Source organism: uncultured Nostoc sp. (assembly GCF_964245575.1).
Taxonomy (GTDB): domain Bacteria; phylum Cyanobacteriota; class Cyanobacteriia; order Cyanobacteriales; family Nostocaceae; genus Nostoc.
In genome coordinates this window covers 1-16,147 of the sequence record NZ_CAXTNP010000189.1, presented here as the reverse complement: position 1 = coordinate 16,147, position 16,147 = coordinate 1, and the positions used below count along the sequence as shown (strand labels likewise).

16 protein-coding genes and 2 riboswitches are annotated in these 16,147 nt (G+C 40.9%); of the genes, 10 read left to right on the top strand and 6 right to left on the bottom strand.

All coding sequences use genetic code 11. The features are described 5' to 3' along the window. Positions 1–47 precede the first annotated feature (47 nt). Together ACFFAP_RS25580 and ACFFAP_RS25575 are read right to left on the bottom strand one after the other, a co-directional pair. Positions 48–473 carry a hypothetical protein gene (locus ACFFAP_RS25580; protein ID WP_375513847.1) on the bottom strand — a complete coding sequence of 142 codons (426 nt, stop codon included), beginning with the start codon at positions 471–473 and terminating at the stop codon, positions 48–50. After that, a complete protein-coding gene (locus ACFFAP_RS25575; RefSeq protein ID WP_375513846.1) occupies positions 466–1,779 on the bottom strand; it encodes a Fis family transcriptional regulator in 1,314 nt (437 codons plus the stop codon). The genes ACFFAP_RS25580 and ACFFAP_RS25575 overlap by 8 nt, the downstream gene beginning before the upstream one ends. Positions 1,780–2,388: 609 nt before the next feature. On the opposite strand from ACFFAP_RS25575, the gene ACFFAP_RS25570 reads away from it, so the two are divergent. Beyond that, positions 2,389–3,174, top strand: a complete 786-nt coding sequence (locus ACFFAP_RS25570) for an RNA polymerase sigma factor SigF (protein ID WP_375513845.1) — start codon at positions 2,389–2,391, stop codon at positions 3,172–3,174. Between the two features lie 109 nt (positions 3,175–3,283). On the opposite strand, the gene bchD is transcribed toward ACFFAP_RS25570, so the two are convergent. Then, on the bottom strand, positions 3,284–5,308 hold the full coding sequence (bchD, locus tag ACFFAP_RS25565; protein ID WP_375513844.1) for a magnesium chelatase ATPase subunit D: 2,025 nt from the start codon (positions 5,306–5,308) through the stop codon (positions 3,284–3,286). Positions 5,309–5,399: 91 nt separating this feature from the next. Here bchD and ACFFAP_RS25560 point away from each other — a divergent pair, with 91 nt between their 5' ends. The 5 genes from ACFFAP_RS25560 (at position 5,400) to ACFFAP_RS25540 (ending at position 8,415) form a co-directional block, all read left to right on the top strand. Further along, positions 5,400–5,987 (top strand): Uma2 family endonuclease, encoded by a 588-nt coding sequence (locus ACFFAP_RS25560; RefSeq protein WP_375513843.1) that lies wholly within the window; start codon positions 5,400–5,402, stop codon positions 5,985–5,987. A 345-nt stretch (positions 5,988–6,332) separates the two neighbouring features. Further along, complete coding sequence (locus ACFFAP_RS25555; RefSeq protein WP_375513842.1) at positions 6,333–6,638, top strand: hypothetical protein; 306 nt, start codon at positions 6,333–6,335, stop codon at positions 6,636–6,638. A gap of 460 nt (positions 6,639–7,098) precedes the next feature. Beyond that, on the top strand, positions 7,099–7,389 hold the full coding sequence (locus ACFFAP_RS25550; RefSeq protein WP_375513841.1) for an HNH endonuclease: 291 nt from the start codon (positions 7,099–7,101) through the stop codon (positions 7,387–7,389). Between the two features lie 91 nt (positions 7,390–7,480). After that, the gene (gene rnc, locus ACFFAP_RS25545; protein ID WP_375513840.1) at positions 7,481–8,167 is read left to right on the top strand and encodes a ribonuclease III; all 687 of its coding nucleotides are present in this window, start codon (positions 7,481–7,483) and stop codon (positions 8,165–8,167) included. 98 nt (positions 8,168–8,265) lie between these two features. Further along, the gene (locus ACFFAP_RS25540) at positions 8,266–8,415 is read left to right on the top strand and encodes an element excision factor XisH family protein (RefSeq protein WP_375513850.1); all 150 of its coding nucleotides are present in this window, start codon (positions 8,266–8,268) and stop codon (positions 8,413–8,415) included. Here the strand turns inward: ACFFAP_RS25540 and ACFFAP_RS25535 are convergent. Further along, the gene (locus ACFFAP_RS25535) at positions 8,396–9,574 is read right to left on the bottom strand and encodes a sensor histidine kinase (protein ID WP_375513839.1); all 1,179 of its coding nucleotides are present in this window, start codon (positions 9,572–9,574) and stop codon (positions 8,396–8,398) included. The two genes, ACFFAP_RS25540 and ACFFAP_RS25535, sit on opposite strands and share 20 nt — an antisense overlap. Positions 9,575–9,990: 416 nt before the next feature. Continuing rightward, positions 9,991–10,209: riboswitch (cyclic di-AMP (ydaO/yuaA leader) on the top strand. Positions 10,210–10,306: 97 nt separating this feature from the next. Between ACFFAP_RS25535 and ntrB the strand changes: the two genes are divergently transcribed. The 4 genes from ntrB (at position 10,307) to ACFFAP_RS25515 (ending at position 14,782) form a co-directional block, all read left to right on the top strand. Continuing rightward, positions 10,307–11,158, top strand: coding sequence for a nitrate ABC transporter permease (gene ntrB / locus ACFFAP_RS25530; protein WP_375513838.1), 852 nt, complete (start codon positions 10,307–10,309; stop codon positions 11,156–11,158). Positions 11,159–11,236: 78 nt separating this feature from the next. Continuing rightward, positions 11,237–12,679, top strand: coding sequence for an ABC transporter substrate-binding protein (locus tag ACFFAP_RS25525; protein ID WP_375513837.1), 1,443 nt, complete (start codon positions 11,237–11,239; stop codon positions 12,677–12,679). Positions 12,680–12,869: 190 nt separating this feature from the next. Beyond that, a complete protein-coding gene (locus ACFFAP_RS25520) occupies positions 12,870–13,706 on the top strand; it encodes an ABC transporter ATP-binding protein (RefSeq protein ID WP_375513849.1) in 837 nt (278 codons plus the stop codon). A gap of 38 nt (positions 13,707–13,744) precedes the next feature. Further along, a riboswitch (cyclic di-AMP (ydaO/yuaA leader) is annotated at positions 13,745–13,959 on the top strand. Between the two features lie 202 nt (positions 13,960–14,161). Further along, positions 14,162–14,782 (top strand): universal stress protein, encoded by a 621-nt coding sequence (locus ACFFAP_RS25515; protein ID WP_375513848.1) that lies wholly within the window; start codon positions 14,162–14,164, stop codon positions 14,780–14,782. A gap of 139 nt (positions 14,783–14,921) precedes the next feature. On the opposite strand, the gene ACFFAP_RS25510 is transcribed toward ACFFAP_RS25515, so the two are convergent. Together ACFFAP_RS25510 and ACFFAP_RS25505 are read right to left on the bottom strand one after the other, a co-directional pair. Continuing rightward, positions 14,922–15,455 carry an adenylate kinase gene (locus ACFFAP_RS25510; protein WP_375513836.1) on the bottom strand — a complete coding sequence of 178 codons (534 nt, stop codon included), beginning with the start codon at positions 15,453–15,455 and terminating at the stop codon, positions 14,922–14,924. A 508-nt stretch (positions 15,456–15,963) separates the two neighbouring features. Next, positions 15,964–16,147 (bottom strand): high light inducible protein (locus ACFFAP_RS25505; protein ID WP_375513835.1); only part of this gene is annotated, 184 nt, incomplete at its 5' end.

Genomic DNA, 16,147 nt, shown 5'->3' with positions numbered 1-16,147 from the left:
TCTCCGTATTTACTTATCTTCACATAGTTTGGTTTTTTCGCGCCGACTTACTTACTGGATGGAATAAGTTGAGGAACATTCCTTGCATTTTCAAGGCTATAGATTCTAATAATTTCAGGTAAGTTGATGTACTCTTGAAGCACTCGCAACCACTGCCTACCTTTGCGCTGAATCAGATAAAAACGAGCATTTTGTATAAGTTGCCAGTTGCGATCGCTTTGTAGTTGTTCAACTGGAAAGCGATATCCTTTCAGCAAAGCTTCCACAGAAGTTGCAGGTTCTTCTGGTGCTATTTCCTGAAGTAAGGTTAATCCCAATTCCACATCAGCAATGAGTTGGGCAAGACGCTTAATTTCTCGCTGATGTACCTTAGCATTTGCGTTAACTAAACTAGATGCTACATACTCTTTTAATTCATCTGAGTTGCGGAGTTTCTTGCACAGATCCTTGCGCCAGCTAACAATATCACGCATTATTTTTCTTCCCTAAAATTGCTTGGGCTTGAGTGATGATTTCGCTAAATAGGCGTAAGCGTACCCCCTCAAGTTTGGGTTCTAGTTGTTCGCGCACAACCTTTATCCGCAAAGAGTCTTCACGTTCATCTGGAAAAACTACAAAAGTTTCCGTTGCATCACGCCGATACTGCACCTTTTGCAAACGTTCCTCATCTACGGATGCCCAATCTTTGAGATCAATTGCCCAGCGAACTTTGCGTGGGAACTCTACGAGTAAGTCAAATTCATCTATAAAAGGCCAGAGAGTAACGCGCAAACCCAACTTTGTCAGTTCTTCTTTAAGTTGAATTTCCCAAATTCCTGGCAGTGTGCCGTACAAATGCACGCCTGGCGTAACAGCTTTCCAATCCGCTGCTTTTTCTTTAGGAATAGGTGGCAATGGTTGAAGTTTTTTGGTTGCACAAAGTCTTTCACACCAGGGGTTACGGCAACTATAAGTACCATCAGGACGTTGGCGTTGCACATACTTGCAGCGCGGACACAGATGATAGACGTTGCCCTCTGCTAACTTATCCATATCGACATAGATTTCTAGCCGCGACAATAACTCGCGCAGTGGTCTGAGTTCGGGTAAACGTAGCTGTTGGCGATATTCTGAGTAATGAAGAGTGGGTTTAGGAATGATTAGTAGTCGAAAAGCGCAATAGGCATCGTTTAGCTGATTTCCCCGACAGTATTCCAGTACATCTTTCAACACTGACTCTTGTACCTGCGCCACCACATCATTACCTGAAACTTGCCATTCTCTAGCAAAATCGGAAACTACTCCGTCTTCTATAACGCTGACATCTGGCGAAAGGTATTTAATTTCTTGGGCTGGTTTCCAGAAAGTAATAGATGTTTCCGCCCAATCAAAAAATTGCGGTAGGTTCTCTGGGGCTTGTTCTCCCCGCAGTAACGAAGTTAAGTACATACGGGACATACCAATGCGGAGGGCTTCAGGTACTTGATTTCGCTTTTCTAGCTCTAGTTTTTCCCACTGCATCACGCCAGTAGCTAAATATCGTAGAGTGTCTGTCACAGATATTTGTAGAGATAGTGTCTCTGATTCAGATTGAAGGAGGCGATAACTGCGGGCGCTGTGATCATCCCATTCAACGTCGATGCCGCGCATAGTCTGCAACCAACGCTGAACTGTTGCTTTCTGACGCGGTTGCATTCCGAGTTCTAGACACAACTCCTCCAAAGTTGGCCCCTGTTTATGGATGCTGAACCATTGCTGAAGTGTATCCAGAATTTTTTGTCGATGTTTAGTGATTTTCATTGTTCATCCTGCTATTTAGCAAGAAGTGTGACACCCACCAAACTTGCATGTCAATAAACTGTTTCTATGTTTCCACTAAGTTTCCAAAGTTTCAATCTTAGCAATATTCAATGGAAATGTCCGTTAAGGCATAAGTTAAGTACAAATCCCCATAAAGATGAATCGGAATTCTGTTTTTTGTAGCTTGGATTTTGTTCCTCAACCCAACTTCCAATTTGGATTTTCGATCTTTATTAATGACGGTGTGTACTAAGAGATAAAGTTTCCCGGTTTCTTGGGCGATTAATTCAGTGCTGATCCACGTTGCGCTCAGTATGACAGATAGCTATTAGGTCAATGATGCATTTGTCAGCATAAATAGCTAGGTTTTTTTACAAAAGCTCAAGATTATGCACCATCCAATTGTTATACAGCAAAGAAAAAAAACTGCAACACAGATGTTCGCAAAATCATGCGTACAAATACTGAATTGTGGAGTGCGACCCCTGACAAGTTCAGTGAAACGACGATGGCTTATTCTGCCCTAACTAAGGAAAATAATGACAGCTTAAAAGAAAATATACGCAACTCCATTTTCCCAGAAATAGGAGTTACAACAAAGGAATGTATATGGCAGCAAGTGAGTCCTCTTTACGAACTGATGGTATAGAATTATTACACTTGTACCACCAGAATCCTTCTATTAAACTTCGTAATAAACTTGTACAGTTACATACTGGCTTAGTGCGGAAGATGGCTCATAAATTTAGTCATCAATGTAATGAACCTTATGAAGATTTAGAACAAATCGGTTATTTTGGTTTGATTAGGGCAATTGAGCGTTTCGACCCTAGCCAAGGATATGCTTTTAGTTCCTTTGCAGTGCCATACATTCGCGGTGAGATGCTGCACTTTTTGCGCGATCGCAGTACTCTATTAAAAATTCCCCGTCGTTGGCAAGAATTATATAATGAAGGGCAAAAGATTCGCAAGGACTTGGCAATGTCTTTAGGTCGCCAGCCCAAGGATGCTGAAATTGCCAGCCAACTTCGGGTATCTGTGCAAGAATGGCAAGAAACCAAGTTAGCTGCTCAAAACCGGATGCCTTTGAGTTTAGATGCAACCGCAGTTAACTATGTTGATTGCCAAATAACCTTGGGTGAAGCACTTCCTTGTCCTCGTTCTCATGTTCTTCTGCAACAAGAAGAAGAACGTCAACAACTGCAAGGTGCAATCAATATGTTAGAAGAAAAGCCCCGTATGGCAGTTGAAATGGTATTTTTAAAGGAACTTTCTCGCAAAGATGCCGCTAAAAATATTGGCACTAGTCCTATGACAGTAACGCGGTATCTGCAAAAGGGAATCCAAGATTTGGTTTGTTATTTGCAACCACAGGTAATGCCAACTGGATCGTAGTCGTGCTAGGTCAAAAATCCAATGACTAATGACTAATACTTCTCTACGAGAGGCTGCGCCAACGACTACGCTCAGTACAAGTGACCAATGACAAATGACAAATGACTAATTATCGAGATTTTAAATCAGCGATCGCACCTTTGGTCATAGCAGCAATAGCTTGATCTGTCGCTTTCGGCAAATGATAATATTTACCGCCTGCTGTTTGCGATAATTCTTTGGCAAAGCCAGTAGACACAAATTTACTTTCCGTATCAATTACTAATAGTTGCATCCCCAAAGCCCGGATTCTGGCAGCAATTTCTAATAATTCTCCTTTGATATCTGGCTTTTCTCCGGGTTCTAGCTGTTCACCTAAAGAACGTGCTAAAGGAATATTACCCCGCCCATCAGTGATTGCTACAAGGACAACTTGCCCTATATCTCCACTCATCTGAGCATTTAAGCCGACGCGTACAGCTTGGGTTAAACCATGCGCTAAGGGCGATCCCCCACCACAGGGCAACCTTTCCAAACGGTTACGCGCCAAAGCAATAGAACGTGTTGGAGGCAATAAAACTTCCGCCTGTTCTCCCCGGAAGGGAATTAATGCTATTTGGTCGCGGTTTTGATAAGCTTCTGTTAATAGTTGCATCACCGCACCTTTAGCCGATTGCATTCGATTCAGGGCCATTGAACCAGAAGCATCTACCACAAATACTACCAACGCCCCCGCTTTGCGTACCAGGCGTTTCGAGCGAATATCAGCCTGTTCGACAATAACTTTTCTATCTGGTTGTCTTTCTCTTCGTGCTTTTTGATAAGGAGCAGCTGCTCTCAAGGTAGCATCTACTGCAATGCGTCGCGCTTTTCCCTTGGGCAACATTGGCTTAATGTAGCGTCCCCTGTCATCAGAAAAGATGACACTGCGACTACCAGATTTACCTTGCCGCTTCGCCATTTGAGTAAAATACAGTACGTTGTCATCAAGAATTACCCCTTCCGGATCAAAGATAAACTCTTCCGGGATGCTGGGGGGTTCTTGCTCTTGATTTTCTTCCTGTTCTTCTTGTTCTTCTTCCTCTTCTGATTCGTCTGGGGGTTCTTCTTGATTCTCTGGTGGAGGTGGAGGTGGTGCTTGTTGTTCTGGTGGTGGTGTCTGCACAATTGTGGCGCGTGGTACAATCACCAATTCCACAGCACGGCGCAAATCTTCGGCATTCACTGTTGTTCGTCCCTCTAAAGCCGCCGCAGCTTTGGCAACCCGCGTGGCGAACAACTCGGCGCGATGTCCCTGAACTCCGCCGCGAATAGCTTCATCTACTAAGTAGGCAATTTGTTCATGGGTAATGGTTACTTCTTTCAACCATTCCCGCGCCAAGATGATTTGGGTTTTGAGTGAGTCTAAATCTTCGTTGTACTGTTGAAGGAAGTCTTGGGGAGATTTAGAATAGGCGATCGCAACTTCAACAGCTGCTACTCTTTGATCTAAGCCGAGTACACCGTCAGCAGAGAGTGCGATCGCAATTCTATCTAACAAATGCTCCCGTAATCCGCCTTCTTCTGGATTGTAGGTGGCAATAAATAGGGATTTACACGGATGTTGAAAACTAATCCCTTCCCGTTCGATCTGGTTGCGTCCCTCAGATAATACTGTTAAAAGCTGATTTGATATTTGGTCATCTAATAAATTAATTTCATCTACGTACAGTACACCTCGATTGGCTGTAGCGAGTAATCCAGGCTGAAAAATAGTATCACCTTGCTTTACCGACTTTTCAACATCCACGGAACCGAGGAGTCGGTCTTCTGTGATACCTAGAGGAATTTGCAAAAAAGGCGCGGGGATAATTTCGACGGGAACATCTTGAATATTTTTATCTGCGTACTCCGCCAAAAGTTGATCGTCCCAATCATCTGGGTAGTTGGGGTCACAATTACTGATTGAGCCTTTGACAACTTCAATCGGCGGTAGTAAAGCGTGGATAGCACGAGCCATTACAGATTTTGCCGTACCGCGACGACCTGCGATCGCCACTCCTCCCAAACCAGGATCAACTGCGGCTAACAGCAAGGCTAATTTAATTGCTTCTTGACCGACTACGGCTGTCAAGGGAAAGGCAGTGAGCGTGGGATTGATAGTAGGCGCAGGCATTGTTTGCTTTTGTAGCGAGTCTCGGCCTTTAGCATACCAATTGCTGGCACATTTAGAATAAATATTATCGCAATCAGAGAAAGGTAAGGTTATGAGTATTGCTCAGGCTAAACGCTTCACACTGGATGAATACCACAGGCTTGGAGAATTGGGCTTTTTCCATGAAGATGACCACATTGAATTAATCAACGGGGAAATTATTGAAATGGCATCCAAAGGTACAGCCCATGAAACTTGTTTAAGAAAACTGTGGAAGGAACTCCCCAAAATACTGACAGACAAGGCCACTTTGCAATCTCAAGCTCCGATTGCTTTGCCATCTAACAGTGAACCTGAACCAGATTTTGCGATTCTTCAAAACCGTGCTGATGATTATCTATCGGCTCATCCTAAACCTGCTGATGTGTTTTTGGTAATGGAGGTTTCAGATTCTTCTTTAGCTTATGATCAAGATGTGAAAATACCTCTCTATGCTAAAGCAGGTATTACTTATTATTGGATATTCAATTTATTCGATAATTATTTGGAAGCTGACAGTGAACCATATCAGGATAATCAAGGCAGATATGGTTATTCAAATAAGCGAATTTTCTTGTCAAATGAGGTAATAACTTTTCCCTGCTTCCCTGATTTATCTCTTGATTTAGCTAGGGTGTTTCCGCCAAAGCTGAACTTTTAAACTTTGTTATAGAATTCAGTCATAAGACAAAAAAGTAAGTTTTATGGCTTATAGTGATTTTAAACTTATTGAAGTTATTGATTATTTTGGGTTAGTTATCCACGAGTCATCTGGGCTATTCGCAAATTTACAGGAGCAAGAGTGTAGTAATTTATTATCTACTATTCTTAATGAAAATATTGATTTAGCAATAGCAATAAGTACATAAAAAGCTCGTACTGAAATGAGAATTAGTCCAATTTTATTAGAAATTAGACGCAAATTTAATTAGGAAATAAGCTTTTTTATGGAGTTGATTTTACTGTTGATAGCCAACGAGGACTAAATGGCTTTTGTGATTTTATTTTGAGTCTTTCTTCGGAGCAGTTGCTTGTATGTAGTCCGGTAGTTGTCTTAGTAGAAAGTAAAAATGAGAATTTGAGGTCTGGTTTAGCACAATGTATTGCTGAAATAGTAGCTCCTCAGTTATTTAATGAGAGAGGTAGAAATCAAATCAAAGCTATATATGGTGCTGTTACTATCGGTACGATCTGGCAATTTCTTAAGCTTGAAGGCAATGTAATTTCGATTTATTTAAGTGAATATTATATTAAGGATATTAAGAAAATTTTAGGTATTTTGTATGGTGCGATCGCCCAAAGTAAACCATAAATTATTTATTAGCTTAAATATTTTTTAAATAATCCCATAGAGCATTTTTAAAGTTCATGGATATGAGTTAAGGCTTTTAGTAAATCTTCATAAATAACTATATTGACATCCAGTAACAGCTATGCCAATGTATATTTAAGATAGCAAAGTAACCGCACTCTAAAGCGCTGGTTTTTGGTAGCTGTCTTAGCAGCAGAATTCCTAGTTTCCTGCCGAGCTTCGTGTCATCCCTTCGGCTGAGTATTTAGCCCAATGTCAAGTTAACTGATTGACTAGACTTTTAAGGGGAAGACAAGATGTTTGGATGAATGTTCAGGGGAAAGGATGACGCGAAACTTGGTAGTAAGCCAGGAATTCTACGGCTAAGACTTAAACCAAACCAAAGCTTAGATAGCAAATTTTTTCATAGAGGAAGATTCATTTTTGATAATTTACCTCGAAAGAAATTTGTTCAAGTTAGATGTGTGATATTCCAATGCTGTTGCACACAAAAGCAAAATGGAAAATCAACCAAATGAATCCTAAACAGAAGCGCAATAAGAAACATCAACTCCTTGATTTGTATGGTTATTATTGTTGGTGGGGTTGTCAAAATTTACCACAAAATAAATTGACATTTGATCACCTCTTACCTAAGAGTCGTGGCAGTTCTAATTCTTTTGAAAACTTACGACTTTCTTGTTTTCCATGCAATAATTCTCATGGAAACAGTCTCTACCCCCCTGGCTGCAAAAAGCTTAACAGTTTCTAGTTCCTGCCCCAATTGTATTAAGCTTTTATCTTGTAAGGTGCGCATCTTGCCTGCCTTTTCCATTTAAATATCACAGAAAGTAGATATTAAAATGCACAAACTTCTAATATTCCATGATGAAAAACTTCTCCGCCGTGCGCTTACCCACCGTTCTTATGTCCATGAAAACCCAGAAGAAGGTGAACATAATGAACGCCTAGAATTCCTCGGTGATGCTATGCTGAATTTCTTAAGTGGCGAGTATCTATACAAGTGTCATTCAGAAATGGGAGAAGATGAATTAACACGGCGGCGTTCGGCGCTGGTAGATGAGAAACAATTGGCAAAGTTCGCCGAGGAGGTAGGTTTAGACTTTAGGATGCGGTTAGGAAAAGGCGCAATTCGAGACGGAGGCTACCAAAATCCTAATTTGCTCAGTAGCACCTTTGAAGCTGTACTTGGTGCTTACTATTTAGATAATGATTCCAATATTGAAGCAGTTCGCGCAATTATAAAACCACTATTTGATTCTGTAGATCCTAAGCATATAGTTGTGTCTCGTTCTAATGTAGACTCAAAAAATCGCTTTCAAGAATGGGTGCAACACAACGTTACTCCAAATCCTCCCAAATATTTCACAGAACAAATAGGAGGCCCTTCTCACGCGCCAGAATTCATAGCCAAAGTATTGGTAAATGAAAAAATTTATGGCGAAGGTAAGGGACGCAATAAGAAAGATGCAGAGAAAGCTGCTGCTGAAGATGCACTAGATAAGTTAAAAAAACAAGGGTTGTTGTAGAAACGATTTTTATCTTATTTTAATGAATGTACTTTAATATGCCTGCAAGAGATATTTATCATGATGCTGTTAAAAATGCCTGAATTTAAGAAGGCTGGATAATTACAGATGACCCTCTACATTTAAAGTGGGGTCAAAAAGATATGTATGTAGATTTAAGAGCAAAACAACTCTTAGCCGCAGAACAAGGAACTAAAAAAATATACTATAAACTTCTCATATCTTCACTTATAAGGGCAAAATTATAGTGAAAGTAGAACCAACTCCCACTTCAGAAACTAGCTTAATTTCACCTTCAAGTAGTTTTACTAAACGGAAGACGATCGCTAATCCCAATCCTGTACTATCGGGGAGATAAGGACGATCGCTAAAACTGACGCGAAAGTAAGGTTCAAATATCTGGGGTTGGTTTTCTGGTGCAATGCCAATTCCAGTGTCAGAAACCGCGATCGCCCATTTCTGATTTTCCAACACCTGACACATTATAATAATAGTCCCCGACTCTGTATAGCGAATCGCATTACTAATAAGATTTGTAACAATTTCTTGGCATTGAAAAGGATCTGTGATTATTTCTTTGGGAGCGCGATCGCAATCTACTACAACTTTTAAATTTTTCCCACCAGCTAAAGGTTCCAACATTTCACAGACATTATTAATTAATTCACGCACATCGGTGGGGGCTAGGTGGAGTTTTATCTGCCCTGCTTCATACCGCGAAAGTTCTAATACATCGTTGATCAGGTGGAGCAATTGTCTACCATTGCGTAGTACCCGCTCAATATGTTCGAGATTGGCAGAGGTATCTTTTATCTCAGTCTTTCGTCGTTGTTGGCGTAAAAACAGATCCGAGTAACCAATAATGGAAGTTAGGGGATGTTTCAATTCGTGGGCTAGTTGTGAAAGATACTCTTGATTTGCGCTAATCAAGCGTGTGAGTTCTTTATTATGAAGTGTTAGTGATGACTGCAACTGCTGTAATTCTCGCAACCGCTCCTCAACGTAACTCTTGAAACAGCGAGCGAGCGCTTCGTCTATAATAGCGTCAATCAAACGCATGGAACGAATTATTTCTACAGGTGTTCCCTCCAATAAATCTGGTTGGAGAGCATCAAATATTAATGTTCGCAGCAGATGATATTCTCTGGCAATTTCTGCTGGATCAAAGCCTTGTTCGGCTCGAATAGCTCCATGCTGGAAACTGGCAGTAACTATTGACTGAATATCATTCTCCTGAGATTTTGAAAGCACTGTCACCATTGCTTTCAAAACATCAGGGATGTGATCCTTTACTGCTGTGTAAGATAGGTCATCAGCACTTTCAATCCGTCTATCCTTGCGAACTGCTGCAATCCATTTATCGAGGATGGTGTCCGTTTTTTCAGCCAGTACTTGACTAAAATCCATTATCTTAAATATCAGCTAGGAGATAGATGAGTAAACTTCCATATCCAATTAGTTTAGCGAGTGCAGAGGTTTAATACCAGATTTACCAATTTTGTTCACCTACTAAAAGGAATAGATTCTTCATGCTCTTTTGTTTGCTGATTAACTAACCGTATCTAAAATTTGTTCAGTATCATCTATTTTGTATTAAAAAATATTAATCAAACACGTAACATTCTTGATGCTTGGCTCGACTGTATTGTTTAGCTGTCTGTACAAGGAGTTCACTCACAATATAACTATAAAGCAAGTTTTAATTGTTACCACAAATTAAAAATAAATGCTTACAAATGGTATTAAAATTAACAATATTTATCATAAGACAGATGGCTTTTACTGAGCATTGATGTTATATTGTGCATAATTTAGTATCCATTAGAGTAAGTCAGCCTAATTCAGCGTTGTCACAGTGCATAACGCTGGAGCGGAGGAACCAAATTGTGGGGCGTATCTCCTAGAGAGTGAGGACTTGAGAGTGAGAAGTTGAAAGTTACTAATACATTTAACTCATAACTCATAACTCATAACTTTCTTGAGAAGGGCATCTCTCAGCCCTAGCCCGTCAGCTAACTTCGTAGGCATTGAGAGGAGACTGAAGAGACGGCATTTTTATAGTGTTCCGATCTCATCAGTGTCCAAGGCTGGTACTGCTCGGATTTTTTGTACCTGCACTTAAATCTGTTGAGGTCATAAATGATATTTCAATTAAATTTAGCAGCGATCGCAGCGATCGCTGGACAAGCTGCTTGGAAAAAGGCAAAACCTGTCATAGTTAGAGATGTCTTCTTTCTACCTGTGTTGGGGTTTTTAGGAATAATTGTGTTGTGGTGGATTATTGCACTTGCCAACCATGAATTGATGCCCACCCCACCAGAAGCCTTAATTGCTAATCTAGACTACATCTTAAATCCCTTCTACCAGCGAGGCCCGGGCAACTTAGGAATTGGTTGGCTGTTGATTGCAAGTCTGCGAAGGGTACTAATAGGCTTTTTGTTAGGTGCGGTAGTAGCGATTCCTCTGGGGTTTTTAATTGGTATGTCTAGATCGGCAATGTTAGCGCTCAATCCGATTATTCAAATTTTTAAACCTGTATCGCCCCTAGCTTGGCTACCCATCGCCTTAGCAATTTTCAATTTAGCAGATCCTTCAGCCATTTTTGTCATCTTTATTACTTCCCTATGGCCAACAATTATTAATACCGCTTTAGGAGTTTCTAGCGTTTCCAAAGATTATTTAGATGTGGCACGAGTCTTAGAAATGCCCCGTTGGCGACGGATTATAAAAATCATTTTGCCTGCAAGTTTACCGTATATTTTTACAGGTTTACGAATTAGTTTAGGGATAGCTTGGCTGGTAATCGTTGCTGTAGAAATGCTTACAGGTGGTATTGGTATCGGTTTTTTTGTCTGGGATGAATGGAGTCGCTTAAACCTGAGTTCAGTTTTTTTAGCTGTGTTCATAATTGGCTTAACTGGGTTAATTCTGGATTACGCTGTGGGTAAAATTCAAGAATTAGTAACCCATCGTCCTAGAACTTCCAACTAACAAAATTCGGCTGCTATCAAAACAGCAGAGACTCTGCATCTGAAGCGTGAGTAATTAATCACCAATGGAGCTACAAGAATGGGTGATATTAACTGGACTCGACGAGATATTATTAAGGGAATAGGAGCAACAACGGCAGGAATGGCGCTGTCCTCCTGTGGGATTTCAGGAGATAGATCAGCCAAAGGATTGACCGAAGAAGCTTTAGCTGTGCAACCAGTAATTAAAAGCGACGACTTAGAAAAAGCCGATCTTATAGTTGGTTACGTTCCTGTTAATGATTGTGCGCCATTTGCGATCGCCTGGAAAAAAGGCTTCTTCCGCAAATATGGTTTGAACGTTACACTCAACCGCGAAGCCAGTTGGGCTACCTCCCGCGACGGTTTAATTTTTGGTCGCCTGGATGCTTCACCCGTAGTATCTGGTGCCGTCACCAACGCCAGAATTGGCGCTGAAGGCGCACGCCACGCCCCCTTATGTGCAGCCATGACCATTCACCGCCACGGTAACGCCATGACAATGAATAAAGCCATGTGGGATTTTGGGCTGCGTCCGTGGTATGAGTACCAAGAAAAATATGGTGATGGCGCTTTGGAAGTTTTTGGGCAAGATTTCCGAGGCTACTTTGACCAGCAACCACCAGAACGCAAAGTTTGGGCAGTTGTTCTGAGTTCTGCCATTTACGAATACTTTGTCCGCTACATATCTGCCGCCGCTGGTGTTGATCCGCTTAAAGAGTTTCGCGTCATCATTGTTCCGCCCCCCCAAATGGTGACAAATGTACGGATTGGTGCAATGCAAGCTTACATGGTTGCAGAACCCTGGAACACAAGGGCAATAACAGGTAATGAAAACATCGGCTTTACCTTCGCACAAGGCAAAGAAGTCTGGTTGGGACACCCAGATCGACTTTTGGGGGTGATGCAATCTTTCATTGACCAATATCCCAAAACCTATCGTTCCCTAGTCAAGGCGATGATTGAAGCCTGTCAGTATTGCAGCAAAGTAGAAAATCGCCAAGAAGTAGCCGAACTGATAACAGACCGTTCCTTTACAGGTGCAAGACCTAAAAAGAAAGATGCCCCAATCACGAAGTTTACAAGTCCGGGAATTCTCGGCAACTACAACTATGGCGGCTTTGATGGCAAAGACCGCACCATCAAAGCCGATGACACCACGATTTTCTTCAATATTCCTGACAACCTTCCCAAACAGCCAGGAGAACATTCCACATTCTTATGGAGATCGAGAAGTATCTGGTTGATGACACAAGCCGCACGGTGGGGACAAATTAAGGAATTCCCCAAAAATGCCAATAAACTAGCCGAACTTGGCTGGAGAACAGATTTATATCGGGAGATAGCATCTGAAATGGGCATTGAGTGTCCCAAGGATGATTACAAGGTCGAACCACCAGAAGTATTTATAGATAAGAAAGGCTTCGACCCCAGTGATCCTGTGGGCTATCTGAATAGTTTTGCCATCAGGGCTAACGCTCCCACTAACTTTTTCATGTCTTAAATCCCTGCCAATTTGGGATTTTAGATTTTAGATTTTAGATTTTGGTTCCTTGGTTTATGCTCTGTCGCTTTTGGGTGGAATAAATATAAAATCCTTAGCAGCCCAGCATCCTTTTGATTGGCAACAATCTAAAATTGCAAATCTAAAATCCAAAATTGATTGACTAAATTATTCCCGGAGCATTTTGATGATGGAATATACCTCATTACCAATTAATACCCAGACCTCAGTTCTGCCCCGCCCTGGATTTTTAGAAATTGAAAATTTAGTCAAGTCTTATCCGACACCTGATAAAGATAACTTTGTCGTTTTAGATGGGGTTAATCTGACGATTGGTGAAGATGAATATATTTCTGTAATTGGTCACTCAGGTTGTGGCAAATCAACTCTACTAAAGATAGTAGCTGGGTTAGAAAAAGCCACTTCCGGCTCAGTCAGGCTAGATGGACAAGAAATTCGTCAGCCAGGAGCCGAAAGGATGGTGGTATTTCAGAACTATTCGCTGTTACCTTGGTTAACAGTGCGAGAAAATATCCGTTTAGCCGTGGATGAAGTGTTAAAAAATGCTAAGAGATCTGAAAAAATTAGCATTGTAAATCAACACTTGGCAATGGTAAACTTGACGGCGGCGGCTGACAAATATCCTGATGAAATTTCTGGAGGTATGAAACAACGAGTAGGTATTGCCAGAGCTTTAGCAATTCGTCCTAAAATGTTGCTGATGGATGAACCTTTTGGGGCACTAGATGCACTAACTCGTGGCAAATTGGAGCGGCAAGTATTAGATATTTGGGAAAATCATCGGCAAGCAGTGATGATGATTACTCACGATGTAGATGAAGCAATTTATATGTCCGATCGCATCGTATTAATGACCAATGGCCCGGCTGCTAGTATAGGGGAGATATTGGAAGTTCCTTTTGAGCGTCCACGCGATCGCGCGGCCATGCGAAACTCAAAAGAATATTTTGAACTTCGCAACCACGCCCTAAATTTCCTTGATCGATATTTTGCCCAAGACGAGTAAATTAGATTATCATTTTTTTTAGTGGGTAGCCTAATTCAAATTTATGAAAGCTGAATTTGGAACGGAGGAACCATATTGTGGGGCGTATCTTGCAGAGAGCGGCAATTTGAGAGTAAAAAGTGAAGAATAATTAATCTTTAACTCAGCATGGGCTAAACGCCCCGCTATCCATGTACAGCACTCAGCACTCCTAAGAGAGAGACACCTTCCAGTCTTAGCCCGTCAGCTAACTCCGTAGGCAATGGAAGGAACCCCCAAGACTTTGGCTGTAATGCAGTTATTATTGGGGTTTCCTTGATTGATTTAAGATTTTAAATTTTGGTTATCGTCACTCAATCTAAAATCCAAAATCGTTCGACTGAGCGTAGCCGAAGTCCAAAATCTCAAATTGATCGCCCTGCTTCTCATTGTTAATTCATTTCATTGGGAGAAGTAAAGCTGTGCAAATTAAGCCAATGTTAGCACGTCTGCAAAGTGCCACAGGCCGAGATGACTTAATTGAACAAATGGTACTGTTGCCAGAACCAAAAATACCTTTTTCTAAAAAATCTCAACAAGCAAAAGCAGTTAACTTAATTGTTGCTTATGACGCATCTCCTAACAGTCATACGGCGCTAGATATTGCTTTCTGGATTGCCCATCAAACGCGTTTAGCTACTAATGCAGAAGTCACAGTTCAAGCCGTTTATGTGCTAGAAGACAATTTAAAAAGCCAGTATCCAAATGTCTTGAGCTTACCAATACAACACCCTCCATTTGAATGCCAAATCAGTGAAATATCAAAGTCTGCCACACAAGTATTAACTCAACCCCAATTGCAGACAGTGGTAACTCCCCTGCAACAAGCAGATATAATTCTCTGGCAAGCCCGAAGTTTGGCTGAAGAATGGCAAGGTTCCTTCAAATCTCATTTACGGTTTGGCTGCATTTCTACAGAACTTAAAAAAGTTGTTGAATCAGAAGCTGCCGATATTCTGTTTCTCGGTTGCAACTCTGTCAATCATCCGATGATTGAGGCACTAGGTTCTAATTTCCCCTGCGCTGTTTTGGGTATTCCCACTTGCATTGATGAATAATCACTGTTCAATATTTTAGTAATTTTTATCTAATTGTAATGATAGATAAGTCACCTAGTTGTAGGTGACTTTTTTTTGTTAGTGGGAAATCTGGGGTCAAGATTCGTTTTAGAAGCTCTTTTAGGCTGATGCACCATCTTTAAAATAAGTCTCCTGGATTAATTAATTCAAAAAATTGCGAAATTTGTTTAGTCGAGCGAATATGATAAACATAATTGAAGCTTTGAGCCTGCTCGATATACTCACGATATTTTGGGGTTAAATATTTGTAACACAACCAAAGCACGCGGTAGCTACTAAGTGAACTCCTTAATATTGGACTATTGGAGGGCCAGCCTTCTGGCGGTTTAAAGTAACCTGTGATAAGTCGTTTAGTTAGCCACCATCCATGCACATATAGCGGTAAATCGACAAAAACCAGAGTATCCACCTCGTCTAGTCGTAGCCAGAGAGTTTCCATGCAACCAAACCCATCAATAATCCATCGGTCAGTAACTAAAATTTGCTGATGGTCGTGCTTATAATCTTCATGTGGAACCTCTGTGCCTCCTGATTGATATTTAATCTTGTCCAAGACATAAAGTGGCAAACCTGTGATTTGAGATAATCTTTTACTTAGAGTTGATTTCCCGCCTCTAGCATTGCCAAACACCGCTACTTTTTTGATCGCCACTCTCCTTTTAGTGCAATATAGAACATAGAGCAATGTCTACGAATAAAAAGGAGCGATGCCTTCTCTACGAGAGGCTTCTCTTTCAGAGACGCTAACGCGAACGCCAACGGCGGGCTACGCCTACCTAAAACTTATATTTAAGTATAATAAAGTTATTTTATATCCAATTTATATACGTATTCACATGAAAAATTATCTTGATGAGATATCTCAAAAAGATTGCTAGTAAGTCATTTGATGATTATTTGCAAAAATCTCTATCTATAATAAATAAGTCTTTGATAATTGGTATTAATTACGACATAAAGTAAATTAAGGCCAGAATTCAAGTGGTATTGCAACTGGTAGCTTCGGCTTTGTACGTGTTAGTTCGCTTTTTACTTTAGATAAACCTAACCTAATTAAATATAAAATGCTCAGGAGATAAATTCCCGACTTTTGGTGATAAGCCGGGTTTCTGGGTATCGTCTTTATTTATACCCAATCATTTATCAATCCTGAGTTATTCCTAATATCTAATTAGGTGTAGTACGTCCCTTAAGACGCTATAACCAGCTAAATCCCACAATAAATAGGCTAGAAAACCAATTGCTGCCAAGCGACCATTCCAAATTTCAGCTTGGGGTGTGAAGCCAAACAGAAATGCATTGCGATCGCGACCGTTGTATTCTACTGCAACAGGTGGTAAATCT

Excerpts from the sequence above, each read along its gene's own strand:
- ACFFAP_RS25580 (WP_375513847.1), bottom strand. The coding sequence starts at position 473 with ATGCGTGATATTGTTAGCTGGCGCAAGGATCTGTGCAAGAAACTCCGC.
- ACFFAP_RS25575 (WP_375513846.1), bottom strand. The coding sequence starts at position 1,779 with ATGAAAATCACTAAACATCGACAAAAAATTCTGGATACACTTCAGCAA.
- ACFFAP_RS25570 (WP_375513845.1), top strand. The coding sequence starts at position 2,389 with ATGGCAGCAAGTGAGTCCTCTTTACGAACTGATGGTATAGAATTATTA.
- bchD (WP_375513844.1), bottom strand. The coding sequence starts at position 5,308 with ATGCCTGCGCCTACTATCAATCCCACGCTCACTGCCTTTCCCTTGACA.
- ACFFAP_RS25560 (WP_375513843.1), top strand. The coding sequence starts at position 5,400 with ATGAGTATTGCTCAGGCTAAACGCTTCACACTGGATGAATACCACAGG.
- ACFFAP_RS25550 (WP_375513841.1), top strand. The coding sequence starts at position 7,099 with ATGTGTGATATTCCAATGCTGTTGCACACAAAAGCAAAATGGAAAATC.
- rnc (WP_375513840.1), top strand. The coding sequence starts at position 7,481 with ATGCACAAACTTCTAATATTCCATGATGAAAAACTTCTCCGCCGTGCG.
- ACFFAP_RS25535 (WP_375513839.1), bottom strand. The coding sequence starts at position 9,574 with ATGGATTTTAGTCAAGTACTGGCTGAAAAAACGGACACCATCCTCGAT.
- ntrB (WP_375513838.1), top strand. The coding sequence starts at position 10,307 with ATGATATTTCAATTAAATTTAGCAGCGATCGCAGCGATCGCTGGACAA.
- ACFFAP_RS25525 (WP_375513837.1), top strand. The coding sequence starts at position 11,237 with ATGGGTGATATTAACTGGACTCGACGAGATATTATTAAGGGAATAGGA.
- ACFFAP_RS25520 (WP_375513849.1), top strand. The coding sequence starts at position 12,870 with ATGGAATATACCTCATTACCAATTAATACCCAGACCTCAGTTCTGCCC.
- ACFFAP_RS25515 (WP_375513848.1), top strand. The coding sequence starts at position 14,162 with ATGTTAGCACGTCTGCAAAGTGCCACAGGCCGAGATGACTTAATTGAA.